The sequence below is a fragment of the Streptomyces sp. YIM S03343 genome, from assembly GCF_054729195.1.
The window spans coordinates 259,686-282,562 of sequence record NZ_JBPUKX010000001.1; the positions used below are offsets into that span (position 1 = coordinate 259,686).

The following is a 22,877-nucleotide window of genomic DNA, read 5'->3' on the forward strand; positions in this document are numbered from 1 at the left end:
ATCCCTATGACCGGGGCATTCCCTGTCCTGGTCTCGTCTATGTCAGCACTGCGGCTTGCTCCTTGAGCGGTGCATCAACCGCCTGAAACAGTGGCGCGGGATCGCCAATCGCAACGAGACGACCGCAACCATCTACCTGGCCCGAGTTCCCTTTCATATTCACCCTTGTGACAGCGGAAGCGGGGCGGCACTACGGCGTGGTCTGCACCGGGTTGACCTGGAAGACTCCGCATACCTTCAGGTGGAAGGGAATCAACACGGACCGGAAGCTGGACGGTGGAAAGACCCGGATGAATGTCGAGGTCGGCCGGCAGGTCGGCACCACGCTCGGGTTGTTGGTACGGATGGTGGCGAATGCCGAGCGGTGTGGGCGGACGAACACGGTGGACACCGGGTGGGGGTTACGGGTCGCCGGCGCGCCGATCTGGTGATGGTGACTGTTCAGAAGGCTGACACCCGGGTAGCCGCGCAGGGCGCAGGTGTGGTGGGAAATGTTGGTGAACCGGATCGGGTAGAAAAGCGAACCCGCGCCACCGGTCACCATGCCGATGGAGAGGTGCAGGTCGGAGACGTGGCAGGTGGGGGTCCTCGGTGCGGCCTGAGCCGGGGCGACAGTGCCGATCGAGACGCCGGTGGCGGCGAGGAGAGCGGCGGATACCAGGGCCATCGCGCGCCCGGAGATGGTGATCATAATCTACACCTTTGCGGCAGTGAAGGACGTCGGACCCGCGTCCGGCGGGACACGACCGGGGGGAGCCGCTGTACAGCTCCGCGTGTGCCGTTGACGTGGCACAGATCCGCGCCCGCTCGGGGGTGCGGACCGGTCGGACGGCATGGGTACCGCTGTGGTTCTGCGGCCTTCAGGGCCAGACATCATTTTACTACCTGGCGCCCTCACCAACACCTTTGGCCGCAGGTGACTGCCCCGACCGGCCCGGTGCCCAGCGGCAGGCAGTCGGCTCGGCCGCCTACCGCCTGCCTGCGAGCGCCAAGTCGCGGTCGCGCTTGAGGTCGTCCAGCAGGTTGAAGACGGAGATGCCCAGCGGGGACACCGGTTCGTCGGTCAGGAGCACGCTGGGCGCATCGCAAGCGCCCGGGCCATGTCGATGCGCTGCCGCTGGCCGCTGGCCGCTGGCCGCTGGACAGTTCGTGCGGGCGTTTGCCGGCCTGGCGATGGCGCTTGAAGTTCTTGCCGCCGTTGAAGCCTCTTGAGGTGGCCGAGACGGATGCAGTTGCTTTGACCGACTGCCAGTCGATGATCGTGGCCGTAGGCTCGGTGCCCCAGCCCTCGTCCTAGCGCACCCGGCCGCACACCGAAGCAGTCCGGTACCGTCACCGCCGCCAACGACCCCACGCGCAACAGGGCAGGTGAGCCAAGCTGCTATCGAGCATGATGCGGTCGACGGTCTCGTGCGGGGCGCGGTCGGCGCCGCTGATGGTCTCGATGCCGCCGGGCAACAGATCGCGCGGCCGGGACCAGTCACGTAGCTGATGCTCGCTGACGTCATCGCGGCTTGGTGGCATGCCGGACGAGGGTTTCACCGAACGGCACGTCCAGGTAGTAGCCGTGGGTCGGACCTCGGTGGTCGGCAGGCAGCGCCGCGAGCATGTCGCCGTAGCGGTCGGCGTAGAGGAAGCCTTCGACCACGACGTGGAATCCGGCGTCCGGGGCGTGGCGGGCAGTCAGGTCGTTCAGGCCGATGTTCGTGGCGTCGGGCCGGTCGCGCTCTCGAAGCACGATGCGGCGGAGGTTGTGCTGACCGGCCAGGGCGAGGCCGCGGCCGAACCTCTCCCGGAGGCCGACCGCGACGGTCGACTTCCGCGAGGCGCTGTTGCCGCGCAGCACGACCGGCCGCGTTTGTTCGCTGCCCACCATCCCAGCCATCACGCTGCCGACGACCCGTGACTGCGCCCGGAGCATGTTCAGGCACCGTTACGGGTCGTCGGCACCCCGGCGGGTTGCCCTCAGCACTGACAGCAGCCCGACGTGGCCGCCCCGCCGATGCGCAACCTGGACGAACGTGCCCCGCTCCCTAGGGTGTCAACGCAGCCCGTGCCACTCACGACCTGTTGCTTTCGTGAGCCAGTGCGTCGGGGACGACGGAGCCAGGCACGGGGCGAGGACAGGTCGCAGCCGATGTAGCCGTGGCGCGGGCGCGCTGGGCGAGCCACACGAGTGCGGCGATGGCGGCACCGACGAAGTAGGTGTCGGCTGCCAGGGGTTCGCCCAGGAGCGCGGCGGAGGCGATGAGGGTGAGGATCGGTTGCAGTTGCTGGATCTGGCCGACGCGGGCGATGCCGCCGCGGGCCAGGCCGCCGTACCAGGCGAAGAACCCGAGCAGTTGGGAGACGACGGCGATGTAGCCCATCGCGGCGACCACCGGGGGCTTGAGGTCGTAGGTGCCGGTCAGGGAAGCGACCGACGTGGCGGGGAGCGAGAGCGGCAGCAGGAGGACCAGCGTCCAGGAGATGCTGCGGGCGCCGCCGATGTTCTTGGCCTCCCCGGCTCCGACCGCGTACCCGAAGCCGGAGCACACGGTGGCTCCCAGCATGGCGAGGTCGCCCCAGCCGAACCCGGTGGCCGCCGCACCGGGCCTGGACGCCAGCAGATATGTGGTGAGTACGGCGATCCCGGCCAGGGACGCCGCCCAGAAGCCGGCCGGTAGCCGTTCTCCTCCGATCAGTTGGGCGGACATCGCGGTGATGGCCGGCAGCAGTCCGAGGATGACGGCTGCTCGTCCCGAGTCGATCGACTCCAGTGCCAGAGAGGACAGCAACGGGAACCCCACGACGACACCGAGACCGGACACCGCCAAGCGCGCTGCGGCAGCCCCGCGCGGAACAGGGGCCCGTACCGCCATCAGGTAGGCACCGGCCAGTACACCGGCGATCGCCGCCCGCCACACCGTGATCCCGACCGCGTCGAATCCCGTGACAGCGATCTTGTTCGCGGGCAGTGACAGGCTGAACGCCAGCACCCCCAGCCCGCCCAGCACCCATGCTGTCGCAGCGGCACGCGGCGAACTGTTACTCGAAGTCGCCGTATCTACAGTTGCGTTACTCTCATCTCTCATGAATGACGATAGCAGTCGAGCATTGCTACTCTCGGCGCTGCGTGAGCTGGCCGCACGCGAGCCGACGGGGACACGCATGCCGACGGTGCGTGCGCTGCAACGGGAGTACCGGGTGTCGCCGGCCACAGTGCAGGCCGTGACCCGGGAGCTGGCTGCCGCGGGACTTGTGGAGGTCCGCCCGGCCGCGGGCACGTTCGTCGCCGCTCGCCCCTTCCCGCCACCGCGGGACACCGCCTGGCAGCAGGCCGTGCTCGGCGGGCGCACCCCCGACGCAGCCGTGCGCGCACTGGATCTGGTGACCGAACCTCCCGCGGGCACGATCCGGCTGTCCGGCGGCTACCTGGACGAGGAGACCATCCCCACCCGGGCGCTGGGCGCCTCACTCGCCCGCGCAGGACGCCGCCCGGGTGTGTGGGGGCGCTCACCCGTGGACGGCGAGGAGGCGTTGCGGCGGTGGTTCGCCCGCGCGATCGGCGGCGTCGCCCACGACGAGGTCGTCGTCACCGCCGGCGGGCAGAGCGCCCTCTCCATCGCCATCCGCGCCCTGACCCGCCCCGGCCAGCCCGTCCTCATGGAAAGCCCCGGCTATCTCGGCGCGATCTCGATCGCCCGCACCTACGGCCTCGAGACCGTGCCCGTCCCCACCGACGCTCACGGAATGCGCACCGATCTCCTCGACGACGCCCTCACCCGCACCGGGGCCCACCTCGTCGTCGTCCAGCCCCTGTTCGCCAACCCGACCGGAACCACCCTGCCCCCCGAACGCCGCGCCCAGCTCCTGGACACCGCGACACAGCACTCCGCGTTCGTCGTCGAGGACGACTACGCCCGGGACCTGGTCATCGACACCCCCGTGCCCCCGACGCTGATGTCCGCCGACCGGACCGGGCACGTCGTGCACATACGTTCCCTCACCAAGGCCGTCGCCCCCGGCCTACGCGTCGCCGCGCTCGCAGCCCGAGGACCGGCCCTCGCCCGACTGCGTGCGGCCAAAGCCCTCGACGACCTCTACGTCTCCGGCCCCCTCCAGGCCGCCGCGCTCGACTTCCTCACCTCGAGCGCGTTGCCTCGCCACCAGCGCGCGGTGTCCCGCCAACTCGCCCACCGCCGCGACGCCCTCCTGCGGGCCCTCGCCACCCACCTGCCCGAAGCGAACGTCACGTGCGTGCCCCGCGGCGGCATGCATGTGTGGGTCAGGCTGCCGGACGGCACCGACCCCGACGTCCTCGCCGCACGCGCCCTGGCCGCCGGGGTCCTCATCTCCGCAGGCACCCCCTGGTTCCCCGCTGAACCCGACGGCCCCTACCTCCGCCTGACCTACGGACAGGTCTCCGCCGACCAGATCGGCGAAGGCGTCCGTCGTCTCTCCCACGCGATGTGACACACAGCGGCAGGTACTCGGACAGCGTCCGGCGTGCGTCGTCGAAGCCGCCCGCCCGGGCATCTCTTCAACTCATATCTGAATGCCCGCTTCACCGAAGCACAAGGCCAGGTCAGCGTGGTAGGCAAGGCGGATGCTTGGCCGACTTCCTCTCATTGAGCAACTCGACGGCTTGCGATCCGTGCTCTCCCAGAACGGGATCTTGACCGACGTGATGACCAGGGCGGCAACACTGGAGTTGCCCGACTGGTACGTGACGGCGGGCTGCCTGTTCCAGACGGTGTGGAACGTGACTACCGGCAGGCCCCCGACCAACGGCATCAAGGACTACGACGTCTTCTACTTCGACGGCAGCGACCTCTCCTGGGAAGCGGAGGATGCCGTGATCAAGGCGGGTCAGGAGGCGTTCGCCGACCTGCCCGCCGAGGTGGAGATCCGCAACGAAGCCCGCGTACATCTTTGGTTTGAGCAGAAGTTCGGGGTGCCGTGTCCGCCGCACGAATCCACTGAGTCCGCGATCGACGGTTTCGCGGCGACGACGTGCTGCCTGGGCGTCCGGCTGGAACCCGACGGAGGATGGCGCGTCTATGCGCCTCACGGACTCTCCGACGTGTTCAACCTTGTCGTTCGACCCAACCCGGTCCTTGCCCCGCGGGAGGTCTATGAGACCAAGGCGGCCCGTTGGAAGAACGAATGGCCGGAGCTCACGGTCCTGCCGTGGCCAAACTGATGGCCTTCACGGAACTGCGGACAAAGCCGAATTCAAAGAGTCATCATCCTGCTCCGGATTCGTAGATGGCCAGCGTCGTATGGTGCCTGAGAGCCTTCAAGGAGCACGTGCTCGGCCTCCCCCCGGATCGCCCGGAGCATTGGCGGCTGGAGCTGCTCGACCGTCCTGACGCCGGCCAGAAAGTGGAACCCTGACATGACGCAGATCGCCGTCCGCCCTGGCCTCGTCGCGTCGCGCGGGCGACGCCGGGCGGACGGCGAGCGCCCACGCGGTCTGGTCAAGCGCACCTGTGAACTGCAGGCCGCACTCGCTCTGCCGGTGCGCATGAAGATGATCAAGGTGCTCGGCTCGCACCAGGAGGCACCGCTGTCGGTCACCGAGGTCGCGCACACGCTGCGCATCAGCCAACCCACCGCGACGAAGCACCTGCGGATCCTCCACGAGGCCGGCTTCGTCGACCGTCAGCAGGTCGCCGCACGTGTCTACTAGGTCCTGTCTGGAGTCCGGATCACGAGTTCGGTAGATCGCCTGCGTCATGGGGTCCCTCCTTGATAGGCCATCGGCCATGGCGCGAGGCGATCTCACCGACGAGCAGTGGGCCCTGATCGAGCCCCACCTTCCGATCGCCGCAGTCGGGCCCATCCCCGACCTGCGGAAACACTTCAACGCGGTGATGTGGCGGTTCCGCACGGGCAGTCCCTGGCGCGACCTGCCCAGCGAGTTCGGGCCCTGGCAGAGCGCGTACGACCGCTTCCGGATCTGGGCGACGCAGGGCGTCTTCCAGCACCTGATGGAGGCGGTGATCGCCGAGGCCGCTGACCGGGGTCAGGCGGACCTGGGCCTGGTCAGCGTGGACTCGGCGACAGCACGGGCGCACCACCACGCCGCCGGGATGGCACTGGAACCCGAGCAGTTGGCGGCCCTGGAAGCGGCCGCCGAGTCCGAAAAGGGGGCGCCGTGGAGGGACAACAGCCGCAGGACGGACAGTGCGAGGACGACGCGGGCGCTGAGCGGCGACGGGCCCGCCGACGGCACCGGGCCCGTCTGAAGGCCGCACAACTGGGGCGTTCCCGGGGAGGGCTGACCAGCAAGATTCACCTGGCGGCCGACCGGCGCTGCCGTCCGCTGGCGTTTGTGCTCACCCCCGGACAGGCCGGCGACAGCCCGCAGTTCGTCCCGGTCCTGGAGCGGGTGAAGGTGCGCGGGCCGGTCGGGCGTCCCCGGACCCGACCGGACGCAGTGGCCGCGGACAAGGCTTACTCCAGCCGCCGTAACCGCCGCTACCTGCGGCGTCGTGGAATCCGGGCGGTGATCCCGGAGAAGGTGGACCAGGCCGCCAACCGGAAGAAGCGCGGTTCGAAGGGCGGTCGCCCGGTCAGCCACGACGCGGCCTTGTACACCGAGCGCAACACCGTGGAGCGGTGCATCAACCGGCTGCGGAACTGGCGAGGCATCGCGTTCCGCTTCGACAAGACCCCGGAGAGCTACGAGGCCGGACTGCATCTGTGCGGTGCGATGCTCTGGCTCCGCAGCATCGCACCGCAGTCGTGATCCGAACTCCAGACAGGACCTACACCCTGAACGTCGACACCGTCACCGAGTACCGGCGGTTGATGGACCTGGCATTCGCCCACGCAGTGACGCCGTGCGTCAACGAATTCGACTGCGACACCTGCCCCTACGCCGCCACCTGCGTCTAGCACCCGCGCCCGGGCTCCGGCCGGTACGCCCTCGGCGGCCCCGACCGGGCAGGTGTCACTCTGCTGATGACCACCGGCGCGGAGGGGGCCTGATCCGTCGGAGGCGGCCGATCAGATGCGCGGCGCCGGGTTCGGGCGTCCCCTGCGCGTCCAAGCCGACATCCGCACCCACGGCCCAGATTACGTGCGCGACCTGCCGCTGATCAGCGTGGAGGAACTGCACGCGACCTGCGGTTGATCCCGCGACGGCAGATCACGTCCCACAGCAGGTCAGGCATCACGCGTGCGTGCGGCTACCTGCCCGGAGCGCCACTCCGAACAGCAAAGGACCCCGCCCCGCACAACACCGGACAGGGTCTTCGCGGAGCGCCGGGCGGGCCTTGCACCTGCAGCGCCTCACGCTGTTCCATCAACCCCAGCACCGACGGCATCGCACCCTCCTCGATCAACAACAAGCCGTCCGCTGCCTGCCCCCACCCCGTCGCGATCATGCCCCCCACACGAAGAGGCCCCTGCTCATCGAACAGGGACTCCCTTTCCACCACGCACTAAGGGTGTCGAGGATGGGCCGCTGGCTCCGTCCTCGGTATACCAGTGGCCTCAAAGGGCCGCGCAACGCAGAGGGAGAACCGTCATGACGCTTCAGCGGATGGACAACGTCGGCATCGTCGTCGAAGACCTGGACGCCGCCGTCGCCTTCTTCACCGAACTGGGCATGGTCGTGGAAGGCAAGGCGCAGATCGAGGGCCTCTTCGCGGATCAGGCCGTCGGACTCGACGGAGTCCGCAGCGACATCGCGATGATGCGGACCCCAGACGGCCACGGCAAGCTGGAGCTCGCGCAGTACCACACCCCCGCGGCGATCGGTGACGGATCGTACAACCCCCCGCCGAACACGCTGGGCCTGCACCGGGTCATGTTCGCCGTCGACGACATGGACGACACCATCGCCCGTCTGCGCCCCCATGGCGCCGAACTAATCGGCGAGGTAGCGCAGTACAAGGACATCTACCGCCTCTGCTACCTCCGCGGCCCCTCAGGCATCATCCTCGCCCTGGCCGAACAGATCAGGTAACGGCCCTTCGCGGCCGACTTACGAGCACTCAGAACAATCCGCCCCCGGCGTGCGACGAACGCCTTGAGCGCGGCCGCCGGGTGGCCGGGTGGCTTGTGGAGCGGTCCTGTCGGCGGGGTGCCTGGTGCAGCTGTTCCCGATCACGGTGTGGGCGGCGCTGAGCGAGCGTGAGCAGGCGATGGCCGACTGGCACTGCACCCCGTGCGGCCAGGAGACCGAGCAGGAGCGCGCGGAAGCGCAGCGGCTGGCTGACCGGGCCCGGTGGGGCGACCTCGGGCCCGCCATCGCATGGGCTCAGATGATCCTCGCCGATCCGGACGCGTGCGCGATCCTTATCCGAACTGCCGCAGCGATGGCCTCTCAACCAAGATCACGATCACATCAGGGAGACCTCGAAAGCTCTAGCAGCCCTGTCCCACAGCTCAAGCAGCGCGAAGACCGTCGTTCGGTGACGCCCGCTCAGCCGAAGAACCGCCTCACGGGAGGGAAAGCTGCACCCTTTGAGGGGTCTGGTGGAGTGAGAAGGAGGCGCAGGAGATCATCTACTCTCAGGCGTGTCAGGTCGTCGGGCGGCGTGCCCGAGCGCACGGGCTCGAGGGGTTGCGGGGGGGAAGGACGATGAGAATCTGCTTCTTGGTGGAGGAGCAATACCGTCATGACGGTATGCCCGTCGAGGTGATACGCCGACTCATCTCCTGGGGAAACAAGGTCGACATCCTGCGCCCCGGCAGCTCGCTGGTGCCTGTGTCCGAGGCGGTGCGCAAAGGCAGTCATGACGCATGGGTGCTCAAGACGGTCTCGGGCGGCCCCGGACTCACCCTGCTGGAGGCGGCCGCAGCCGTCGGACTCACCACCGTCAACGATGCCCGCGCCATCAGAGGCGTCCGGGACAAGGCGCTGGCCGCTGCGATCGGCCGCAACCATGGTTTGCCCGTCCCGATGACCTACGCGGTGACCCACTGGGAGACCCTGGCCGAAGTACCCGAGGCGGACTATCCGTTGGTCGTCAAGCCGGCCAACGGCAGCTCGGGGCGCGGCGTACACCTCGTGTCGTCGCCGATCAGGCTGAAGGAGACGGGTGCGAAACTGGCAGGTGAGGGAGTCCTGATCGCCCAGCCGTACGTGCCCAACTCCGGAACCGACCTCAAGGTCTACTGCGTCGGCGGCGAGTTGTGGGCGACCGAGCGCTGTTCACCGCTCCACCCGAGACGCACGGTCCCCGAACGGCGCGTCGAACTCAGCAGGGAGGTGGCGCGGATCGCGGCCGAGGTCGGCCAGGTCTACGGGCTCGACCTGTACGGAGTGGACGTGCTCCTGGGCCCTGAGGGTCCGATGGTCGTGGATGTCAATGACTTCCCGAGCTTCCGCCAGGTCCCCGACGCGCCGGCCCGGGTGGCGAGGGCCATTCTGAGACTGGCACGCGGCGGAAACGCACCGCCGCCACCGGCCACAGCCGTGACGTCTCTGCACTCCGCTCGGACTCCGGCGCAGATTCCGGTGGCCGTCGGGGAGGGCATATGAGGGTTGGTCTCATCACACCGCGGCCCGACCATCCGCTGTTGGCCGCCACAGCGGCTCTTCTGGCGCCCCGGCACAGAGTCGACTGGCTCAACCCTGGTGAGGCCGGAGGTCCGCGCGTTCCCGACACACCGGCAGACGTCTACCTCCTCAAGGCGCGCACGACGCCCGCCCTCGCCCTGGCCAGAGCGCTGGAAGAGCGCGGCGCACCCGTTGTGAACTCGTCATCTGCTACGGCGTTGTGCCAGGACAGGACCCTCATGGCGGAACTGGCGGTGTTCGGAGGGCTGCCGTTCGTTGACAACTGGACCGTCGCGAGACTCCGACACCTCGCTGCCGAGCCCGAACTTCCCTACCCGCTGGTGGTGAAGAGCCGCCACAGCAGACGTGGTGACCTGGTCGCACGGGTCGACGGCCCTGGGCGGCTCAGTGACCTGTGCGATCAGTGGGCCGACGAGCCGGTGGTCGTACAGCCGTACACGGCCAACGACGGCTGGGACCGCAAACTCTGGGTGATAGACGGTCAGGTGTTCGCGGCGCTGCGACGCTCCGAACTGGCCGGCGACCCGGTTGCCGGGCGCAAGACCGTGTCGCTTCCGCTTCATGAGCTCCCGGAGCAATGGCTGGAAACAGCGAGACAGGTCGGACCTCTCTTCGGGCTCGAGGTGTACGGGGTCGACCTGATCGACGCCGGCGGCAACACACCGCAGATCGTGGACGTCAACGCCTTTCCCGGAGTCCGCGGCCAGGCGGGTGCTCCCGAGGCGCTGACGGCACTCGCGCTGCGCACCGGGAGCTGAGGGGGAAGACGCGCCGGGACCCCGGGTCGACCATGCCGGGCGCTTCGCCACCGGGCAGCGGCGAGGACACCATCACCCACAGCCCCGCACCGGCAGCGGTAGCGGCAGCGGCCCGGAACGGGCCACGGCCATGAAAGGCCTGCTACGTGTACGTCCGGGTCGTGGACGGCGCGGGCAACCCGTCAGATCCCGCCTCTATTCGGCCGGTTCCGTTTCCGGAGAAAGGCGGATCAGAGTTTGGCGCCGAAGTCCTGTGTCCACCAGGGGCCGCCGGACCCTCGGTGCACACCCACGCCGATGTCCTTGAACGAGCAGTTGAGAATGTTGGCACGGTGGCCGGAGCTGTTCATCCAAGCGTCCATCACCTCCTGCGGCGTCTGCTGGCCCTCGGCGATGTTCTCGCCGTACGTGGACCAGCGGTAGCCGGCGGCGGTGATGCGCTGCCCGGGGTCCGCGCCGTCCGGGTTGGTGTGCTCGAAGAAGTTCCGGGCGGCCATGTCGTCGGAGTGGGCCTGGGCGGCCTGCTCCAGTTGCGCGTTCTCCGTGAGCGGTCCGCAACCGGCGGCCGCCCGCTCCTTGTTGACCAGCGCGACCACCTGCGCCACGGTGCCCGTGGGAGCCGGCTGCGCCTTCGGTGCAGTGGGCGCGGTCTGCGGGGGCCGAGTCGAGCGTGCGGGAGCCGACGCGCTCTTCTTCGCGGGGCGAGGGGTCTTCTTGGCACCGCCCGCCTTCTTCGACGGCGAGGCGGACGGTGTCACCGAGGCCGAGGCCGACGGCGACGGCTGGACGGGACGGCTGGCGGACAGGCCGACGGCGGGCACGTCTTCGGTCTGCGTGGCGGTCGCTGCTTCGTGCCCCGTGCCGGAGTCCGTACCGAAGTACCAGATACCGCTGCCCGCAACGCAGGCCGCGACGACGGCGCCGCCGACGGCCCGGCGCCGGAACCGCCGACGTCTGCGGGCCTCGGCCCGGGAGGCCGTGCCGCGGTGCGGAGCGCGGTGCCCGGCCGCCGACCCCGCCACAGCAGGGGCCTCGGACGGGTCCGGACGGGACGCCGAACCGGCCACCGCCGCCCTGCCCGCGCCCTGCCCGAGCTGTGCGAGCGGTGTGGAAGACACCGCGACCAGCGCCAGTCCGGCCAGCAGCCCCTCGGCGGGCATCAGCCCGCTCCACAGGCCGGAGCAGCGTGCACAGCCACGGGCGTGCCGGGCTATGCGCTTGCGCCACAGCGCCGAGGGCCGACCGTCCCAGGTGACCAGCACGCCGCGCAGTTCCTCGCACGGCGGCTGGGCGTCGAGCGCCCGGACCACCACGCGGGCCGCCTCCAGTTGCGCCTTCATCCGCTGCACCCGGACCGCCGTGTGCTGCGGCGACAGCTCAAGGGCCGCCGCGACCTCGCCACGGGTCAGTTCACCGGCGCACTCCAGCCACCAGAGCGACAGCAGTCCTCGGTCGTCCGGCTCCAGCCAACGGGTGGCGAGCGCCGTCTCCTGGCGCTGGCCGGTCAACTGGAGCTGTACCAGCGTCAGGTCGACGAAGTCTGCGCCCGGATCCGCGAGATCCTCGGCCTCCTCGACGGCGCCCGGCGCGATCTGCCGGTCCTGCCAATGCGCACGGACCTGGTTCATCGCGATCGCCACGAGCCAGGAGCGGAAGCACTCGGGCGTGCGCAGACCACCCAGCGCGTCCAGGGCACGAAGCATGGTCTCCTGCACCACGTCGTCGACATCGACCGAGCCGTTCAGAGCACGCCCCACGATGTTGTAGACGAGGGGGAGGTACGCGCTGACCAGGTCGTCCTGGGCCTGCGGGTCGCCCCCACGGGCAGCGATCACCGACGCCGCAGTCTCCACCGTGTGCTGTGTACTCATCATCGCTTCCCCTGTCCTGGATGCCGAGCGGTGCTGTCCGACACCTGGGAGACCGTCCGGTGAGCCTCCGATAACAGTTCCTCGGAGATTTGTTCGAGGAGAGGGTGATCGCATCGGCCCGACGACCGCAATGGCGCATGTCACAGGAGGGCACCAAAAGGGTGCGGGCCCAGCCTGACGGTCGCAGGCCTGGGCATCGCCGCCGGGCGGACCGCTGACCGGTGGAGCGCCGACGGGTCGGAGCTCTGCTGTGGAGCGCCACGGGCATCGCCACGGCCGCCTGCACCCTGGTCCGCTCCTACGCCGGTTCCCTCGTCACGGCGATCGCAGTCGTCCGTCTCGTCATGGTCGTCCTGGAGCGGAAAGAGCGGAAAGAGTCGGGCAAGCAGCTCGTCCGTGACCGGGAAGCCGTCAAGCGGCCAACTGCTTGCCCGCACTGCCGGGCTCGGCGTTCAGCGTTCCGCCCAGTGCGTGCGCCGTTGCGTCATGCCCGCGATCCCGCTGCCGTCCCCGCAGGGCAGGCTGACAAGCAACACAGGCGTCAGCACACTGAGCGCAAGCAATATGAGGAGAAGGCGAAGATCGCCGTCGTGAGAGCCCTTGTCCCGGTGGCCATCCTCATCGCCTCACCGGTGCTGCTGATCGCCGGAGCGCCGATCCGCCACCGATACCTCCGCTACATCTACCGGGATGAGGCCCCGCTGATCCTGGAAAAGAAGCGCGGCCGGGTCAGCGTCCACTGGTTCGTGGTCACCAGCCCTCTTCTCGATTGGCTCTGCCGGCCCACGGAGTCACTCGCCCGTCTCGTCTCACGCCGAGGTCAAAGGGCGAGGTAACGCAGGGCCGATGCTCGGGACATACGACATGGAAGGGCTGTCCGTCCTTGTCGGCGACTACGATCCCGGTCTTTCCGTAGTCGGCAGCCAGGCGCCGCGCCCGCCACGTCGTGCGCGGGGCGAGCACCCACCGCAGCAGCGCGAACCGGGCCCGGCCGGGGCTGGCAACGGTCCAGACGCTCCATCAGGGGAGTCGTCGGCAGGAGCGGCCGCGCGGCTTCACGAGAAGGCAGTCGGCTTGCGGGGCGGCGGGACGGCGCGGAGCAGCTCCCACAGGGGGCGTGAACCGGAGGCCCATACTCCGAGAGTGTGGCGGTCGATCACGTGGAGGCGCTGCTGCTTGGCGAAGGCCACGGCGGGTGCGGTGACCCGCCCGTTGGTCACGATGACCGCGACGTCGGCGCCGTGGACCTGGCGGGCAGTGCCGTTGAGGACCTGGAGATCCGGCGTGCCCACCGCGGAACCGGCCAGGCCGTTGCGCCGGTGTTTGCACTGGATGACCCACCGCCTCCCGTAAGGGTCGGTGGCTTTCACGTCGGCGCCCAGGTCACCACCGCCCCCGACGCGGACCGCGTCGTGGCAGCCGTCACGCCGCATCAGGTCCCGCACCGCATCCTCGAACCGGGAGTGGTGGAGGGCGTCCAACTGGGACAGGCCGTACCGCAGGCCCTGCGTGCGGACCGCTTCCCACCGAGCCTGCTGCTGCCTGTGATAGAGCCAACCGCCGCCGGCAAGCACTGCGATTACGCCGATGACAACCATGACCCACCAGTGGGCCAGCAACCAGTTGACGACGGCCACCACCAGCGCGACGGCCAGGACCGCTGCCACCAGGAGGCCGATCAGCCGGTCGTCCGCGCGCTGCCGTGGTTTGCGGGAACGCCGCCGCGTCGGCGGGCGCCTGGTCCTCGCCCGCCCTTTACCTGTACGGGGGCTCATCGGCTGGCCCGCGTGACGCCGCTCGCGAGCTGCCCCAGGACGTTCAGGATTCCCTGGCCTGCCGGGGTGGGTGCGATCAGAACGCCCAGGGCCAGGACGATGACGACGGTCATCTTCTCGTCCGAGCGGCTCCGGGCCTCCGTACGCCGCCGCAACCGCCATACGACGATGACTGCCAGCAGCACCGCCACATCGATCGTCAGCAACCGTCCGACCTCCCCACCGACCGGCTACCACTCCGGGGACAGCAGGACGCCACCCCCGGCTCTCTTGTTTAGCGGCGCCTCAGTGAGGTTGGAGGCGAGTTGCCGACGAATGGCACAAAGCCATCGGACCTGGCTGAATACCGCGCAGGCACACGCAATGTGCGCAGTTCATGGGCAAGATGCTGTACGAGGCCGGCCTCGGGATCGACCGGCCACTCGGGACGCCCCATGCGTCAGATCCCTTCACCCTGATCGTCGGGATGGAAGGATCCCACGGTGCGTCGGGCGGAGCAGCAGGTTCTGGTCCGTCCCACCGTGGTCCGGCGGGACGGTGTTGAGTTTCACGGCCCGCGAGTTGTTCAGCCATCCCTTCCGTCACCTGAACAACACCGCGCGGTCCACGCGTCCGTGGACGTGGCGGCGCGTCCGCTCGGGCGGAGCGGTGTTCGTGACACTCGACCCGAACGCGGGACAGGATGCCCAACGCGAGACCTGTGGCCGCGTCGCCAGGGAGACTCATGGGCAGCGGCCGTTCTCTCCTGCTTCGTTACTCGACATCTCGAAGCGTTGAGAACGGCCGCCTCCGCCTGTGCCGGGAAGAACCGCAGTCCAGCAGGTCGGGTGACCTGCGAGGCCCAACGTCAGACTCAGTGGTCTTCCAGGTCCTTCTCGACCAGAGCCGCAATGGTCTCCACAGCGCCCGCCTCCCCGCTGGTGAGTTCTACGGTGGCGCCGTTCCCGGCGCCGAGGGTCATGATCATGAGAGCGGAGCTGGCGTCGACGGGCGTCTGGCCGGGACGGCCGATGAAGACATCGACCCCCAGCCCGGCCACCGCGTCGGCGATGATCTGGGCAGGGCGGGCATGCAGGCCGACGGCTGATCCGACGACGGCGGTCCGGGTGGGCACGTTTTTCTCCTTGGGGGGCTGGTTCGGGCGTGTGGTCAGTCGGCGTCGGGGTTGCCGAGGACGCCCCGTACAGCGGCGCGCGCCGCCATGGGGTCTCGCTCGGCGAGTGCAACTGTGGCGGCCTCGATGCAGGTGTTCATGGTGATCGTGCCCAGGAGGGCCCCGACGGGTCGTACGGCGGCCGCGGCCATGGAGAGCGAGGTGACTCCGAGCCCGGCGAGGACAGCTGCGAGCAACGGGTCAGCGGCGGCCTCGCCAGTGAGTGATCTTCATCGGGTCCTTGTGCGTTCTGGTTCGTTGCGAGGGTCGACCCTCGAGCGACGTGCCGACAGAGCTCAGTGCCTCGCATGCCTCGGCCGCGCAGGCCTCGGCCGCGCGGGCAGCGATGCCGGACTCGGCGAGCGTCGAACGGCTTGGAGCCGGCCCGGCAGGCCGAGTTTCTCGACGGCGGCGTCCTGGGCCTGGCGCAGGCCCTCCGGTTGGAGGTTGACATTGCCGGGCCGGTAGACGCCGTGCACGTTGTCGGAGTTGAGCTACCACGGTAGTGGTGAGGGCGCCCTCGGGGTGCTGTGGATGTTTTCGTCAGTCCCGCCGACGATGCTGTCCTCCTCGCCGCGGACGACACCGACCTCGGTCTCGAGGACGACGTGGGCGGCCGCGGCGAGGTCCAGCGACTCGCGGGCGATCTGGAGGTTCCCGGCCATGGGCACGGCCGAGCCCTCATGTGTGATGGGAAGGCTGTCTGCCGCGCTTGACCCGCTCGGTCGACAGTCCCGGCAGCGGGCGTACGAAGACTCGGGCTTGCCGGCGGTCGGGGCTAGACCGCGACGGCCGAGCCTGCGGCTGCGTACCAGCGCAGGAGGCGCTCGACCTCGGCTCCGGAGGCGGCCAGCGCCGGGGCGAGGTACTTCCGGGTGTCGACAACGTCTGGGTTCGCCGCGAGGAAGTCGCGTACAGCTCCCGAGAAGAGGACGTTGAGATGGGTGGAGACGTTGACCTTTGTGATGCCGACGCGGATCGCATCGCGCATGCCCTCGTCGCTGACCCCCGAACTGCCGTGGAGAACCAATGGCACGGGGACTGCGTCGGCGAGTCGGCGGATGAGGTCGGTGTCCAGAGTCGCCTCTCGGCTGGTCATCGCGTGGGATGAGCCGACCGCGACGGCGAGGACGTCGACGCCGGTGCGTTCGACGAACGTCGCCGCCTCATCGGGGTCGGTCCGGACACCGGGGGCATGCGCCCCGTCCTTCCCACCGACTTCGCCGAGTTCGGCCTCAACCGTTACACCCATGGCGTGGGCGCGCCCGACCACATCGGCAGTGGTCGCGAGGTTTTCCTCGAAGGGCAGCTTCGATCCGTCGTACATGACCGAGGTCATGCCGAGCTCGATGGCCTCATCGATGAGGCTCACGGTCTCCGCGTGGTCGAGGTGAACCACCACGGGCACGGCGGCGGCGCGCGCCACAGCGAGCGTGCCGCTCGCGAGAGGTTCCAGTCGGCGGTGATAGCGCACAGCGTTCTCGCTGATCTGCAGCACGATCGGCTGTCCGCACCTTTCGGCGGCTTCTACGAACGTCTCGGCATGCTCGAGATGAATGGCGTTGAAGGCCCCGAGTCCGAGATGGTGAGCCGCGCGATCCGCGGCCAGGTCACGCAGGTTGGTGAGGGGCATGGTTCTCCTCAACGAAGATCATCTTGTGGAACGACTCGCAGGCGTCGATGTCGACGACGCCTGCGACGGGGGCCAGTACTGCGGCACCCGACAGGGCGACGGCCCTCCGGAGGCTCCCGACCAGTGACTGCTGGACCTCGGCACCGCCCGCGACTTCACGGAGGCCCGCGGCGAAAGCGGCAACTGCGGCATCACCGGCACCGGTTGGATTGCCCTCGACAACGGCGGCAGGAGATGCGTGCCAGGAGGACCGGCTGTTCCTGACGAACAGGTCCATGCCGTCGACTCCTGCGGACACCGCGACCGCCGCCGCTCCACGCTCGAGGAGGTTTCGCGCTGCAGCGTCGGTGTCGCTCATCCCGGTGGCGTCGAGGAGTTCTTCGCGATTGGGCTTGAGCAGGTCGGCGTGAGGTGCCGCAGTGAGCAACAGTGCGCCGGAGGTGTCGACCACGGTCATCGCCCCGACCCGACGTGCGGCGATCAGCAGTTCACCGAGGTCCGTCTCGGTGGTGCCGGGCGGGCACGACCCGGATACGACGAGCACGTCTCCTTCGTCCAGGCCGGCTGCCGATGAAGCTGTAGCTGCGGCACAAGGCGGGACGACCGGCGGCGCAGGCCGTGCAGTCATGGCACGGGACGAGTGGTGCCACCGCGACGTGCCGGCCCGGGGCCACCTGGTCGACGCCCTCGCCGACCTCGACGACGACGCCGGAGAACTCGTGCCCCAGGGTCTGCGGCACCTGATGAACCGCGCCGTCGAAGTAGCGGGGGAAGTCCGAGCCGCAGATGCCGCAATAGGCGACCTCGACCACGACCACCGCTTCCGACTGTGGAGACCGTGACCGGCGGGGCAGTTGGGGTCGTGGCGCCCAAGAAGCGCCTCTACGATGCGGAGTTCCGCGAGGGCGCGAGGGGGGTATCCACCCGGGCACCTTGCACAGTTGGGTATCGCAGGCGAGGCGTAACGGGTCGCCGTCGCCCCGCACGGCCGGATCGCCATCGCTCAGCGGTCCGCCTGCTCCAGGGCAGGCGTCCGAGCGGCAGAAGCTCCGTCCGATTCTTCAGGCACAGGCAGCGGCTGCCGCCAACGCGTGGATGTGTCGGCGTTCGGTGCACACCGGCCGAGCTTCCCTGCTGTCACCCTGCCCTCCTCATCTCCCCGCGCGGAGACAGCGAGAAGGCGGAAGGAGGCGGACGGGTACAGTTCGACGCACACCACGGGCCTGCCCGACCTCACCACGACGAAGTCCTTCCCGCCCTGATGGCCGCGCCTGCCGAGACACAGGGCGCCGGAGATGCAGATGCCCTGCTCCTGGCTGCCGCGCAACGCCCGCCACCAGTCCAGTTCGAGGGTCACCCGGCGCACCGCCGCCAGCGGCACGCGCAGGTCACGGCGGCGCACGACCGCCTTCTCCCACCAGGCCAGCCGTACGACCAGGTCCTCATCCTCGATGAGCATCCGCGCCACGGTTGTGTGCCTCCTCGGTTGTGTGCCTCCTCGAACAGGGCTGGGGGACTACGAGCAGGTCGAGTAGCACAAGGGGCCTCACCGGGAAGTGTGCAAACGCCATGCAACACGGTCCCCGCCGGGAAGAGTCAACGGAAATATGCCCAGCAGTGGAGCATTTAGTCAGTTACCCGAATGGACAATCATATTTCGGCTTATTACGGGCGGTCTGGTGAACGGCGCAGCGCAGCAGCAGACCGGCCGGGGTGAACGTCGGTGAGTTCATGACGCCTGCGCCGAGCAGGGCCAGCCGCAGCCATCGGTCATGGCGCGTGTCCCGGCGGAGGCGGTACGAGGGTGAGGGCGCCGTCGGGCTCCAGCGTGATGCGTACGCCGCGGCTGATCCGGTCGAGGGTGTGGCGCAGCCAGCTGCGATCCTCGGCCGGGGCCGGTTCCAGTCGCAGGCGCCTGACCCGGAACGGCACCATCCGCAGCCCGAGGAGCCGGCCCGTGTCCGCCTCCAGCGTCGCGAAGTGGGCGAGGCGGAGGTCGTCGCGGTACTTCTCGTAGCCGGTGATGCCCTCGTAATCGTCGATGAAGTCGCCGCAGCCGTGCAGGATCAGCCGGTCCCGGTACAGCTCGACGGGGCGGGAGTGGTGAGAGGAGTGCCCGTGGACGACGTCGACACCACCATCCACAAGAGCGTGCGCGAAGCTGATCTGGTCCCGGGGGACGAGGTAGCCCCAATTGGAGCCCCAATGCACGGACACGACCACGAGATCGCCGGTACGCCGCGCCCTGCGCACGGCCCTGACCGTGGCGTCCGCCGCCGAGGCCGACAGTTCGGGAACGTAGGCGACGCCCGACCGGTTGTCGGCCGCAGCCCAGTCGGGCGGGATGCCGCTGGACCACTCCCCCAGGGCGAACACCAGTACCCGGCCGCCTTCGCGAAGGGTGACCACAGCGGGTTTGTACGCCTCCGAGGCCTTCCGTCCTGCCCCCGCCGTTCGCAGCCCGACACGGGCCAGCGAGTCGAGCGTCTCCGTCAGGCCCGAGCGGCCGAAGTCGAGCACGTGGTTGTTGGCCAGGACGCAGACGTCGGGCAGGGCCACTGCGAGCGCCGGGAGGTTGTCCGGGTGCATGCGGTAGTGGACCGCCTTCCCCGGAGCGAACTCGTCGCTGCGCGTGACCGACGTCTCCAGATTCAGGATCCGCACGTCCGGCGCGGCCTCCTCCATCATCCGCAACGCCTCGCCCCACGGCCAGGACGGGGCGACGGGAGCCGGGATCGGGCCGCCGGCCGACTCCGCCAGACGGACATAGGAGCGGGCATCCTCGACGTAGTCCTCCCGCAGCGCCGGATCACCGGGCCGGGCCAGGATCTGGTCTATGCCGCGCCCGAGCATCACATCCCCGCACAGGCACAGCGTCACCGTGCCGTCGCTCATACCTCCACGCTACGCAGGCCAAGACCTGCATGGTCTGAGCAAGGGATTTCGATCGCGGTCGGCATGGTCCTCACGATCAGCTGTACTGCGCCGTGGTCGTGTCCCCCGTCCCGAACGTCCGTAGCCTCCTGTGACGGCGGTGTGTCACCCCCGTCGTGGCCAGGACCACGCCCGGGCAGAAGATGAGGGCCGGCGCCAGTCCCGGGGAGAAGGACGCCTCACCCTGCTCCGCGGCCGCCGGATACTCATCCTGGGCTTCGCTGTCCCGGCGACGTCGCATTCCACGCAGGCGCACCGGCCGGCGCCCCGGACCTCCACAAGCGCCCGAGCGTGCCACTCACCCGGCGGGCTCGTCAGCCCACCTCGGCGAGGGCGAACCCCTCCCGGTCGGGGCCCGCGTCGGCGATCCGCTCGCCGTCCGGGCCCCACGCACCGCTGCGACCCACGCACAGTCCCACCTCGCTCTGGCCGACGAGGTCGGCCAGCACCACGTACAGCCCGAAGTCCGTGGCCCGTACCGGATACACCTTCTCGAACGAGTCGTTGTCGGCGTCCAGAGCCGAGCTCGCCAGATAGACCGCACAGCCGTCCGCGGCGGCCCGCTCGGCGATGTCCGGGAAGCGGTTGTCGTAGCAGGTGGCGAGCGCGAAACGGACGCCGTCGAGGGTGAAGCGCCCGTCTGCGGTGCCCGGGGCGAAGACCTCGGCCTCAAGGCCGTACAGATGCATCTTGTCGTAGCGGGTGAGGAGAGCGCCGTCCGGGCCGATGACCAGCGAGGTGATGCCCGGCCTGCCCTCCGCCCCGGCCATGAGCACCGGCCCGTTGACGACGGCCGCCGCCCCCGCCGCGCGGCATGCCTCACGCACCGGATCGAGCCGGGCGTCACCCTCGGCGAGACAGACCGCCGGGATCGCGCGGATGAGGGTCGGTTCGTAACCGGTGAGGGCCAGCTCGGGGAAGACGACGACCCGCGCGCCCTCGGCACCGGCCCGGCGGATCAGGCCGGCCGCCGTACGGACGTTGCCCTCGACTTCCCCGGCGACCGGGGCGAACTGCACAGCTGCGACGATCATGCCCGCCATCATCCCGCCTGCCCGCCGCGGGCGGAACCCCGTGCACTGCCGGCGGCAGCCCGGTGCGCTCGCCGGTTGAGTCCCTGCGCAGCGCGGCAAGGTGCTGCCCGGCACGGCCGAAGTAGCCGAGTTGTTCGGCGGTCAGTCCCAGGGCCTCCAGGTCGGCGCGCAGGTCCGCGTGGCCGACGACCGGGTGGGCTGTGGGGCGCTGCTTCTGGGTGATGAGGAGCAGTTGCTCAGAGCCCGTCGGCTGGTGCGCGGCCGCGCACCAGAGGGGCGGCCCGTGCGCCGCGCGGTAGTCCAGCGGCGTCCATCAGCCGGTAGGCGGCGGTACGTAAATCGCCCTCTGCACCCCCGACTGCGGTTCTCCGCAGTCGGGGCTTTGCTCATGCTGTCAGGGGAACCTGGTGGATCTCGTCAGCCTTGTGACCAGTGCGTTCGTGGATGCGCTGGACCGCTTCGGCCGTGGGCGCCTCGGAGAGGCAGTAGACCGTGCCGGACTCGGGGTCCGCCCAGGCCTTCTCGAAGTGGACTCCTTCTTCCTTCTCGATGGCGAGGTCGGCTCCGTGGGCCTGCCTCAACTGCTCGGCAGTAATGCCCTCCATCCCGTGGTGGACATCCATGAACTGGGGCATGGCGTCGCGCCTCCTTCCGGCTGTCGCGTCTGGCGTTGGAGATTTCGGAGTTGCCGAGTGGCCCTGGCAAGCTCCGTCACCTCCATCCTGTGCCCGTACGTCCATATCGGCGACCGAACAGCCGGTGACCAGCAGGTTCCCAGCCCAGGGACAGCTGTCGGCCGTCAGGGCCGAGGAACATCGGCCACTGCGAACCTGAACTGCCCACCTCGCCCCTCGTACTGAGCGGGAAACCGCGGAAGGTCACGCCCCCTGTGGTGGTCTAGCGATCAATCGTCCGTAGCGTTCGGGGTGTTGCGGAGTGCATGCCCGCCCGAGCCCTTCAGATGGCGGAGACCATCACCGACACTTCACCGCCTTCATCAACAAAGCCCGAGCGCACCAGGCCAGACGCCCCGTCAGGCTCTGCGCCCGACCTGGCGCTGCCCCGTGTCGCAGCAATCTGGCCCCCAAGACAAGACGCGCTCTTCATGACGAACTGCGCACCCTAGTGGTCCGTCCGGGTCCGGACGCGGAAAATCGGTCGCGTCCATGTCAGCGCTGGCGAGTAGAGTCCCGTTCACAACCGACACACAGCTTGTTTCATTTGGGGTGGGTACATGAAACTGCGGCACACCGCGGCCTGGGCGGGGTTCACGGCCGCGGCACTGCTGGCAACCTCCGCGTGCGGCGCCGACGGGGCGACGACGGCGGCCAAGGCGGTCAGCAACGCCGACAAGATAATGGCGGCGCTCGCCCGCGCGACGAACCGGACAGAGTCCCTGGGGTCCGCCGAGATCAGGACCACGACCGACCTGGGCAACGGCACCCCTATCGCCATGGAGGGCACGTTCTCCTGGGGCGACGGGGCCGCGTACGACGCCGAGATGGACACCAAGTCCGTGAACATGCAGTCCGTGCAGGACTCCCCGACGATCCACTGCCTGCTGGTCGACGGCGCCTACTACTACAACGTCGACCCCCAGCCCACCGGGCCTCTCAAGGGCAAGGAATGGATGAAGGTCGACGTGTCCGCCGTACTCGGTGAGCAGGCCGCAAAGAGCCTCAGCAACGGCGTCGGCGTCGATCCCACGGCGTCCCTGAAGGGCCTGAAGTACGCCAGCAACGTCGACGACCTCGGCGCACAGACGGTGAACGGGCAGCGCACCACCCACTACCGCGCCGTGATCGACAAGGCACACATGGGCGTGTACCAGCACGCCTACGGCGACAAGGACACCCTCGTCGGCTCGATGACCGGAGGCGCGAACTCCCTCACCATGGACATCTGGGTCGGCGCCAAGGACCTCCCGGTCCGGATCCGGCAGGAAGCAGGATCCCTGAAGATCACCATGGACTTCGAGAAGTTCGGCAAGACAGTCACGGTGAAGGCACCGCCCGCCGCGAAGACCGCCGACTTCACCGAGCGTTTGAAGAACGCCACGAAGACCCACTGAACACGAACCCTGCACCGGGCCCCTGACAGCCGCGTCCCGCTGTCTGGGGCGGTGCAGCCCTGGGGCCGCCGAGAGGGAGGGCCTCGGTGCGCAGCGGACGGGCATCACGTTGACCGACAGCGGCCCAG

General features: G+C 69.2%; 24 protein-coding genes and 2 pseudogenes. 10 read left to right on the forward strand and 16 right to left on the reverse strand.

Annotated elements, in window-relative coordinates:
- Positions 1 to 190: 190 nt before the first annotated feature.
- The 3 genes and pseudogenes from ACSYGN_RS01210 to ACSYGN_RS01220 all read right to left on the reverse strand — a co-directional run bounded on the left by ACSYGN_RS01210 (position 191) and on the right by ACSYGN_RS01220 (position 2,996).
- The gene (locus tag ACSYGN_RS01210) at positions 191 to 691 is read right to left on the reverse strand and encodes a DUF4232 domain-containing protein (protein ID WP_460390879.1); all 501 of its coding nucleotides are present in this window, start codon (positions 689 to 691) and stop codon (positions 191 to 193) included.
- Between the two features lie 641 nt (positions 692 to 1,332).
- A pseudogene (locus ACSYGN_RS01215) lies at positions 1,333 to 1,876 on the reverse strand (P-loop NTPase family protein).
- Between the two features lie 184 nt (positions 1,877 to 2,060).
- Entirely contained in the window at positions 2,061 to 2,996 is a 936-nt protein-coding gene (locus ACSYGN_RS01220; protein WP_460390881.1) for a DMT family transporter, read from the reverse strand.
- Positions 2,997 to 3,072: 76 nt separating this feature from the next.
- On the opposite strand from ACSYGN_RS01220, the gene ACSYGN_RS01225 reads away from it, so the two are divergent.
- The 8 genes and pseudogenes from ACSYGN_RS01225 to ACSYGN_RS01260 all read left to right on the forward strand — a co-directional run bounded on the left by ACSYGN_RS01225 (position 3,073) and on the right by ACSYGN_RS01260 (position 10,278).
- Positions 3,073 to 4,455 carry an aminotransferase-like domain-containing protein gene (locus ACSYGN_RS01225; protein ID WP_460390883.1) on the forward strand — a complete coding sequence of 461 codons (1,383 nt, stop codon included), beginning with the start codon at positions 3,073 to 3,075 and terminating at the stop codon, positions 4,453 to 4,455.
- 133 nt (positions 4,456 to 4,588) lie between these two features.
- Complete coding sequence (locus tag ACSYGN_RS01230; protein WP_460390885.1) at positions 4,589 to 5,185, forward strand: nucleotidyltransferase family protein; 597 nt, start codon at positions 4,589 to 4,591, stop codon at positions 5,183 to 5,185.
- 195 nt (positions 5,186 to 5,380) lie between these two features.
- Positions 5,381 to 5,674 (forward strand): helix-turn-helix domain-containing protein, encoded by a 294-nt coding sequence (locus tag ACSYGN_RS01235; protein ID WP_460390887.1) that lies wholly within the window; start codon positions 5,381 to 5,383, stop codon positions 5,672 to 5,674.
- 76 nt (positions 5,675 to 5,750) lie between these two features.
- A pseudogene (locus ACSYGN_RS01240) lies at positions 5,751 to 6,736 on the forward strand (IS5 family transposase).
- Positions 6,733 to 6,885 (forward strand): hypothetical protein, encoded by a 153-nt coding sequence (locus tag ACSYGN_RS01245; RefSeq protein WP_460390889.1) that lies wholly within the window; start codon positions 6,733 to 6,735, stop codon positions 6,883 to 6,885. Before ACSYGN_RS01240 ends, ACSYGN_RS01245 begins: the two are co-directional and overlap by 4 nt.
- A 634-nt stretch (positions 6,886 to 7,519) precedes the next feature.
- Positions 7,520 to 7,960: a VOC family protein gene (locus ACSYGN_RS01250; RefSeq protein ID WP_460390891.1), complete on the forward strand. Its 441-nt coding sequence runs from the start codon at positions 7,520 to 7,522 to the stop codon at positions 7,958 to 7,960.
- Between the two features lie 618 nt (positions 7,961 to 8,578).
- Complete coding sequence (locus ACSYGN_RS01255; RefSeq protein ID WP_460390893.1) at positions 8,579 to 9,481, forward strand: ATP-grasp domain-containing protein; 903 nt, start codon at positions 8,579 to 8,581, stop codon at positions 9,479 to 9,481.
- Complete coding sequence (locus ACSYGN_RS01260; RefSeq protein ID WP_460390895.1) at positions 9,478 to 10,278, forward strand: ATP-grasp domain-containing protein; 801 nt, start codon at positions 9,478 to 9,480, stop codon at positions 10,276 to 10,278. Before ACSYGN_RS01255 ends, ACSYGN_RS01260 begins: the two co-directional genes overlap by 4 nt.
- A 230-nt stretch (positions 10,279 to 10,508) precedes the next feature.
- Here the strand turns inward: ACSYGN_RS01260 and ACSYGN_RS01265 are convergent, their stop codons facing one another.
- On the reverse strand, positions 10,509 to 12,149 hold the full coding sequence (locus tag ACSYGN_RS01265) for a sigma-70 family RNA polymerase sigma factor (RefSeq protein WP_460390897.1): 1,641 nt from the start codon (positions 12,147 to 12,149) through the stop codon (positions 10,509 to 10,511).
- A gap of 221 nt (positions 12,150 to 12,370) precedes the next feature.
- Between ACSYGN_RS01265 and ACSYGN_RS01270 the strand changes: the two genes are divergently transcribed.
- Positions 12,371 to 12,985: a hypothetical protein gene (locus tag ACSYGN_RS01270; RefSeq protein ID WP_460390899.1), complete on the forward strand. Its 615-nt coding sequence runs from the start codon at positions 12,371 to 12,373 to the stop codon at positions 12,983 to 12,985.
- Positions 12,986 to 13,204: 219 nt separating this feature from the next.
- Here the strand turns inward: ACSYGN_RS01270 and ACSYGN_RS01275 are convergent, their stop codons facing one another.
- From ACSYGN_RS01275 to ACSYGN_RS01330, 12 genes are all read right to left on the reverse strand, one after another.
- Complete coding sequence (locus ACSYGN_RS01275) at positions 13,205 to 13,924, reverse strand: restriction endonuclease (RefSeq protein WP_460390901.1); 720 nt, start codon at positions 13,922 to 13,924, stop codon at positions 13,205 to 13,207.
- A complete protein-coding gene (locus ACSYGN_RS01280) occupies positions 13,921 to 14,130 on the reverse strand; it encodes a hypothetical protein (protein ID WP_460390903.1) in 210 nt (69 codons plus the stop codon). Before ACSYGN_RS01280 ends, ACSYGN_RS01275 begins: the two co-directional genes overlap by 4 nt.
- Before the next feature lie 647 nt (positions 14,131 to 14,777).
- Complete coding sequence (locus ACSYGN_RS01285) at positions 14,778 to 15,038, reverse strand: HPr family phosphocarrier protein (RefSeq protein ID WP_460390905.1); 261 nt, start codon at positions 15,036 to 15,038, stop codon at positions 14,778 to 14,780.
- A gap of 35 nt (positions 15,039 to 15,073) precedes the next feature.
- Positions 15,074 to 15,274: a hypothetical protein gene (locus ACSYGN_RS01290; RefSeq protein ID WP_460390907.1), complete on the reverse strand. Its 201-nt coding sequence runs from the start codon at positions 15,272 to 15,274 to the stop codon at positions 15,074 to 15,076.
- A gap of 297 nt (positions 15,275 to 15,571) precedes the next feature.
- Entirely contained in the window at positions 15,572 to 15,748 is a 177-nt protein-coding gene (locus tag ACSYGN_RS01295) for a class II fructose-bisphosphate aldolase (protein WP_460390909.1), read from the reverse strand.
- A 107-nt stretch (positions 15,749 to 15,855) separates the two neighbouring features.
- Positions 15,856 to 16,710: a class II fructose-bisphosphate aldolase gene (locus ACSYGN_RS01300; protein WP_460390911.1), complete on the reverse strand. Its 855-nt coding sequence runs from the start codon at positions 16,708 to 16,710 to the stop codon at positions 15,856 to 15,858.
- Positions 16,688 to 17,269 (reverse strand): PfkB family carbohydrate kinase, encoded by a 582-nt coding sequence (locus ACSYGN_RS01305; RefSeq protein ID WP_460403153.1) that lies wholly within the window; start codon positions 17,267 to 17,269, stop codon positions 16,688 to 16,690. The genes ACSYGN_RS01300 and ACSYGN_RS01305 overlap by 23 nt, the downstream gene beginning before the upstream one ends.
- Positions 17,199 to 17,696 (reverse strand): alcohol dehydrogenase catalytic domain-containing protein, encoded by a 498-nt coding sequence (locus ACSYGN_RS01310; protein ID WP_460390913.1) that lies wholly within the window; start codon positions 17,694 to 17,696, stop codon positions 17,199 to 17,201. Before ACSYGN_RS01310 ends, ACSYGN_RS01305 begins: the two co-directional genes overlap by 71 nt.
- A 17-nt stretch (positions 17,697 to 17,713) precedes the next feature.
- Positions 17,714 to 18,169 carry a hypothetical protein gene (locus tag ACSYGN_RS01315; protein ID WP_460390915.1) on the reverse strand — a complete coding sequence of 152 codons (456 nt, stop codon included), beginning with the start codon at positions 18,167 to 18,169 and terminating at the stop codon, positions 17,714 to 17,716.
- Between the two features lie 311 nt (positions 18,170 to 18,480).
- Complete coding sequence (locus ACSYGN_RS01320) at positions 18,481 to 19,605, reverse strand: CapA family protein (RefSeq protein WP_460390917.1); 1,125 nt, start codon at positions 19,603 to 19,605, stop codon at positions 18,481 to 18,483.
- 353 nt (positions 19,606 to 19,958) lie between these two features.
- Positions 19,959 to 20,678, reverse strand: coding sequence for a carbon-nitrogen hydrolase family protein (locus ACSYGN_RS01325; protein WP_460390919.1), 720 nt, complete (start codon positions 20,676 to 20,678; stop codon positions 19,959 to 19,961).
- Positions 20,679 to 21,064: 386 nt separating this feature from the next.
- Positions 21,065 to 21,313 carry an SCO4226 family nickel-binding protein gene (locus tag ACSYGN_RS01330; protein WP_460390921.1) on the reverse strand — a complete coding sequence of 83 codons (249 nt, stop codon included), beginning with the start codon at positions 21,311 to 21,313 and terminating at the stop codon, positions 21,065 to 21,067.
- A 599-nt stretch (positions 21,314 to 21,912) separates the two neighbouring features.
- Here ACSYGN_RS01330 and ACSYGN_RS01335 point away from each other — a divergent pair.
- Positions 21,913 to 22,749 carry a hypothetical protein gene (locus ACSYGN_RS01335; RefSeq protein WP_460390923.1) on the forward strand — a complete coding sequence of 279 codons (837 nt, stop codon included), beginning with the start codon at positions 21,913 to 21,915 and terminating at the stop codon, positions 22,747 to 22,749.
- The last annotated feature ends 128 nt before the right edge of the window (positions 22,750 to 22,877 follow it).